The 5,603-nt window shown below is 54.1% G+C and carries 4 protein-coding genes; 3 read left to right on the top strand and 1 reads right to left on the bottom strand.

Annotated elements, in window-relative coordinates; all coding sequences use genetic code 11:
• Window positions 1-108: 108 nt before the first annotated feature.
• Window positions 109-846 carry an outer membrane protein assembly factor BamD gene (gene bamD / locus IM303_RS22090; RefSeq protein ID WP_023308867.1) on the bottom strand — a complete coding sequence of 246 codons (738 nt, stop codon included), beginning with the start codon at window positions 844-846 and terminating at the stop codon, window positions 109-111.
• A gap of 131 nt (window positions 847-977) precedes the next feature.
• Here bamD and rluD point away from each other — a divergent pair, with 131 nt between their 5' ends.
• The 3 genes from rluD to clpB all read left to right on the top strand — a co-directional run bounded on the left by rluD (window position 978) and on the right by clpB (window position 5,389).
• Window positions 978-1,958 carry a 23S rRNA pseudouridine(1911/1915/1917) synthase RluD gene (rluD, locus tag IM303_RS22085; protein ID WP_028014116.1) on the top strand — a complete coding sequence of 327 codons (981 nt, stop codon included), beginning with the start codon at window positions 978-980 and terminating at the stop codon, window positions 1,956-1,958.
• Window positions 1,955-2,686: a purine nucleoside phosphorylase YfiH gene (gene yfiH, locus IM303_RS22080; protein WP_048998842.1), complete on the top strand. Its 732-nt coding sequence runs from the start codon at window positions 1,955-1,957 to the stop codon at window positions 2,684-2,686. The genes rluD and yfiH overlap by 4 nt, the downstream gene beginning before the upstream one ends.
• A gap of 129 nt (window positions 2,687-2,815) precedes the next feature.
• Window positions 2,816-5,389, top strand: coding sequence for an ATP-dependent chaperone ClpB (gene clpB / locus IM303_RS22075; protein WP_041908644.1), 2,574 nt, complete (start codon window positions 2,816-2,818; stop codon window positions 5,387-5,389).
• Window positions 5,390-5,603 lie beyond the last annotated feature (214 nt).

Raw genomic sequence — 5,603 nt, 5'->3', positions numbered from 1 at the left:
GAAACGGGTGAGCATTTCCGGATTCTTACACAGCCACTGGATCGGTCAACCGATCCTTAACTGATCGGCATTACAGCCTTCGGGCTGCCGTTTTGCATTGAAGCGATATCACGTGTTGCTGCTGTTCGCGGCGATGATTTTCGCCACTTTTTCAGCCTGAGCGGTCATCTGCATCTGACGGTAAGCATTTTCCATCAGCTTCAGGCCGTCACGCGTAGCCTGAGTATCCGGGTAATCACGCAGCATACCTTCTACGCGGTTAACCACGGCAACCCATGCGCCACGGCGGGTATAGTATTCCGCAACGGAGTACTCATATTTCGCCAGACGATCTTTCAGGAACACCAGACGCTTGGTGGCGTCGGTCACGTACTGACTGTTCGGATAGCCGCGCACCAGCTTGGAGAAGTCATTGAAGGCGTCGCGCGCATGCTGCGGGTCACGGTCGGAGCGATCTACGCCGAAGAAGCCCTGCAGGGCGCTGTCATCCAGCGCCATGTTGGTCAGGCCGCGCATGTACATGACGTAGTCGATGTTAGGATGAGTCGGGTTCAGACGCATGAAACGATCGATAGTTGCCTGAGCCAGCGGCAGATCGGCATTTTTGTAGTAGGCGTAGATAAGATCTAACTGTACCTGCTGCGAATACGGACCAAATGGATAGCGATTATCCAACGCTTCCAGTTGCGTTATCGCCTGTTTCCAGTTACCGTCCTGCAACTTTTGTTGTGCAGTCGCATAGATTTCATTCGGCGGATTGTCAGGGACCTGTTCATTCGAACCGGAGCAGCCCACCAAAGCCAGGCTCAACGTGGCCGCTGCCACCAGATATTTCATGCGCGTCATGACGTTTTGACTTTCCTCAAATGTTTGTCCGGGAGAAACTCTGTTCCTGCTCCCGATTAAGACCAGCTACAATAGCACACTATATTAAACGGCAAAGCCGTAAAACCCAACGTTAAACAAAGAAGCAGTTTATGGCACAACGAGTAGAACTCACCGCAACAGTCTCCGAAAATCAGCTCGGTCAACGCTTAGATCAGGCTTTGGCCGAATTGTTCCCTGATTATTCGCGTTCACGCATAAAAGAATGGATCCTTGACCAGCGCGTGCTGGTAAACGGCAAGATCTGGGACAAACCAAAAGAGAAAGTGTTTGGTGGGGAAGCTGTTGCCATCAATGCTGAAATCGAAGAGGAAATCCGCTTCGAGCCGCAGGATATCCCATTGGACATCGTCTATGAAGATGATGACATTCTGGTGATCAACAAGCCGCGCGACCTGGTTGTTCATCCGGGCGCAGGGAATCCAGACGGTACGGTACTTAACGCACTTCTTCATTATTATCCGCCGATTGCGGATGTCCCACGTGCAGGCATCGTTCACCGTCTGGATAAAGACACCACCGGCCTGATGGTGGTGGCGAAGACCGTTCCCGCTCAAACCCGTCTGGTGGAGTCGCTGCAACTGCGTGAGATTACTCGCGAATATGAAGCGGTGGCGATTGGACACATGACCGCTGGCGGCACGGTAGAAGAGCCGATCAGCCGTCACCCGACGAAACGTACCCATATGTCGGTGCATCCGATGGGTAAACCCGCGGTGACGCACTATCGCATTATGGAGCACTTCCGTATTCATACCCGCCTGCGCCTGCGCCTGGAAACCGGTCGTACTCACCAGATCCGCGTTCACATGGCGCACATTACCCATCCGCTGGTGGGGGATCAGGTGTACGGCGGTCGTCCGCGTCCGCCAAAAGGCGCGTCGGATGAGTTCATCAGCGTACTGCGTAAATTCGATCGTCAGGCGCTGCACGCGACCATGCTGCGTCTTTATCACCCGATCAGTGGTATCCAGATGGAATGGCATGCGCCTATCCCGCAGGATATGGTGGAACTCATTGATGCCATGCGTGCCGATTTCGAAGAACATAAGGATCAAGTGGACTGGTTATGACCAAACTGATTGTCCCGGAGTGGCCGCTGCCTGCAGGCGTGGCCGCCTGTAGTTCGACCCGTATTGGCGGCGTGAGCCAGGGCGCGTGGGAGTCTTTAAACCTCGGCGCACACTGCGGCGACAGCCTGGAACACGTTGAAGAGAACCGCACGCGTCTGTTTGCTGCGGGAAATCTGCCGTCGAAGCCGGTTTGGCTGGAGCAGGTTCACGGCAAAGCGGTACTGAAGCTGACGGGAGAACCTTACGCTTCCAAACGCGCCGATGCTTCTTACAGTAATACGCCGGGCACGGTTTGTGCCGTAATGACCGCCGATTGTCTGCCGGTTCTGTTTTGTAACCGTGCCGGTACGGAGGTGGCAGCAGCGCACGCGGGCTGGCGTGGCTTATGCGAGGGCGTGCTGGAAGAGACCGTCGCCTGCTTCAATGATGATCCCGCCAATATCATGGCCTGGCTAGGTCCGGCGATTGGCCCTCGTGCTTTTGAAGTGGGGCCGGAGGTTCGCGAAGCATTTGTGGAAAAAGATCCGCAAGCCAATGAGGCCTTCCTGCCTGCCGGGGAAAAATATCTGGCGGATATTTACCAGCTTGCCCGCCAGCGTCTGAATAATATTGGCGTAACGCAGATCTTCGGCGGCGATCGCTGTACGTTCACCGAAAAGGGTGATTTTTTCTCCTATCGCCGCGACAAGACGACGGGTCGTATGGCAAGTTTCATTTGGCTGATATAACCTAAAGAATCAAGACGATCCGGCACGTGCCGTTTTCTTTTCACATAATTCAGGTCATTAACCTTGAATAATTGAGGGATGACCTCATTTAATCTCCAGTAGCAAATTTGACCTGTTATGGGAGGAGTTATGCGTCTGGATCGTCTTACTAATAAATTCCAGCTTGCTCTCGCCGATGCCCAGTCCCTTGCACTGGGGCACGACAACCAATTCATCGAACCTCTTCATTTAATGAGCGCCTTGCTGAATCAGGAAGGGGGATCGGTACGTCCTTTATTAACGTCTGCTGGCATTAATGCTGGCCAGTTACGCACCGCTATCGATCAGGCGCTGAGCCGTTTACCGCAGGTAGAAGGTACCGGCGGCGACGTTCAACCGTCGCAGGATCTGGTGCGCGTGCTGAACCTTTGCGACAAGCTGGCGCAAAAACGTGGGGACAACTTTATTTCGTCGGAGCTCTTTGTTCTGGCGGCGCTTGAATCACGCGGTACCTTGACCGACCTGCTGAAATCTGCCGGTGCAACCACCGCCAATGTGACTCAGGCGATTGAGAAAATGCGCGGAGGTGAAAGCGTGAACGATCAGGGAGCCGAAGACCAACGTCAGGCTTTGAAGAAATTTACGGTCGATCTGACCGAACGTGCCGAGCAGGGCAAACTTGACCCGGTTATCGGCCGTGACGAAGAGATCCGCCGTACGATTCAGGTACTGCAGCGTCGTACCAAAAACAACCCGGTACTGATTGGTGAGCCGGGGGTCGGTAAAACCGCCATCGTTGAAGGGCTTGCGCAGCGTATCGTAAACGGTGAAGTGCCGGAAGGGTTGAAAGGCCGCCGCGTACTGGCGCTGGATATGGGCGCGCTGGTGGCCGGTGCGAAATACCGCGGTGAGTTTGAAGAGCGTTTGAAAGGCGTGCTTAACGACCTGGCGAAACAGGAAGGCAACGTCATTCTGTTTATCGACGAACTGCACACCATGGTGGGGGCTGGTAAGGCCGACGGCGCGATGGATGCCGGGAACATGCTGAAACCTGCGCTGGCGCGTGGTGAACTTCACTGTGTCGGTGCCACTACGCTTGATGAGTATCGTCAGTACATTGAGAAAGATGCCGCTCTGGAACGTCGCTTCCAGAAAGTGTTTGTTGCTGAGCCAAGCGTTGAAGATACCATCGCGATCCTGCGTGGTCTGAAAGAGCGTTATGAACTGCACCACCATGTACAGATTACTGACCCGGCCATCGTTGCGGCGGCGACGCTTTCGCATCGGTATATCGCCGATCGTCAGTTGCCTGATAAAGCAATCGACCTGATCGATGAAGCGGCGTCGAGCATTCGTATGCAGATTGACTCGAAGCCGGAAGAACTGGACCGACTCGACCGCCGCATCATTCAGCTCAAGCTGGAACAACAGGCGCTGAAAAAAGAGTCCGATGAAGCCAGTAAGAAACGCCTGGATATGCTTAATGAAGAGCTGGACGATAAAGAGCGCCAGTATTCTGAGCTGGAAGAAGAGTGGAAAGCCGAGAAAGCCTCCCTCTCTGGCACGCAGACCATTAAAGCGGAACTCGAACAGGCCAAAATTGCCATTGAGCAGGCTCGCCGTGTGGGTGACCTGGCACGTATGTCTGAACTGCAGTACGGCAAAATCCCTGAGCTGGAGAAACAGCTTGAGATCGCCACGCAGTCTGAAGGCAAAACCATGCGTCTGTTACGTAATAAAGTGACGGATGCCGAAATTGCCGAAGTGCTCGCTCGCTGGACCGGTATTCCGGTGGCGCGCATGATGGAAAGCGAACGCGATAAGCTGCTGCGTATGGAGCAGGATCTGCATCAGCGGGTGATTGGTCAGGACGAGGCGGTTGAAGCGGTCTCCAACGCTATTCGCCGTAGCCGTGCTGGGCTTTCCGATCCAAATCGCCCGATCGGTTCGTTCCTGTTCCTGGGGCCGACCGGTGTCGGTAAAACCGAACTGTGTAAAGCGCTGGCAAACTTTATGTTCGACAGCGACGATGCGATGGTGCGTATCGACATGTCCGAGTTCATGGAGAAACACTCCGTCTCGCGTCTGGTCGGTGCGCCTCCGGGATATGTTGGTTATGAAGAGGGCGGCTACCTGACCGAAGCGGTGCGCCGGCGTCCTTATTCCGTCATCCTGCTGGATGAGGTGGAAAAAGCGCATCCGGATGTGTTCAACATCCTGCTTCAGGTGCTGGATGATGGTCGTCTGACGGACGGGCAGGGGAGAACGGTCGATTTCCGTAATACGGTCGTCATCATGACCTCGAACCTGGGTTCCGATTTGATTCAGGAACGTTTCGGTGAACTTGACTACAGCCATATGAAGGATCTGGTGCTCGGTGTGGTTAGCCATAACTTCCGTCCGGAGTTCATTAACCGTATTGACGAAGTGGTGGTATTCCACCCTCTGGGTGAAAAACACATTGCGTCGATTGCGCAGATCCAGCTGCAGCGTCTGTACAAACGTCTGGAAGAGCGTGGATATGAAATTCACATCTCCGACGATGCGCTGAAGCTGCTGAGCGAGAATGGTTACGATCCGGTTTATGGTGCGCGTCCACTGAAACGTGCTATTCAGCAGCAGATCGAAAACCCGCTGGCGCAGCAGATCCTCTCCGGAGAACTGATTCCGGGCAAAGTTATCCGTCTGGAAGCCAACGACGATCGTATTGTGGCAGTGCAGTAAGTCACAAAACGCAAAAACGAGCCGCTTGCGGCTCGTTTTTGTTTAAAAACCAGGCGAAAATTGAGGTCTGGGATGCGTTTTGCCTGGAAAGTGAGCAGTCAGTAAATAATTTTCACTTTATCCTTGCAGCTTCGGAATTACTCCCTATAATGCGCCTCCACTGACACGGAACAACGGCACACACGCCGCCGGGTCAGCAGAGAAAAGCGAAATA

Source organism: Enterobacter cloacae complex sp. P38RS, from assembly GCF_014930775.1.
Lineage (GTDB): Bacteria > Pseudomonadota > Gammaproteobacteria > Enterobacterales > Enterobacteriaceae > Enterobacter > Enterobacter bugandensis.
Note: the sequence above shows the minus strand (reverse complement) of the source record. Positions and strands in the feature narration are given on the sequence as shown.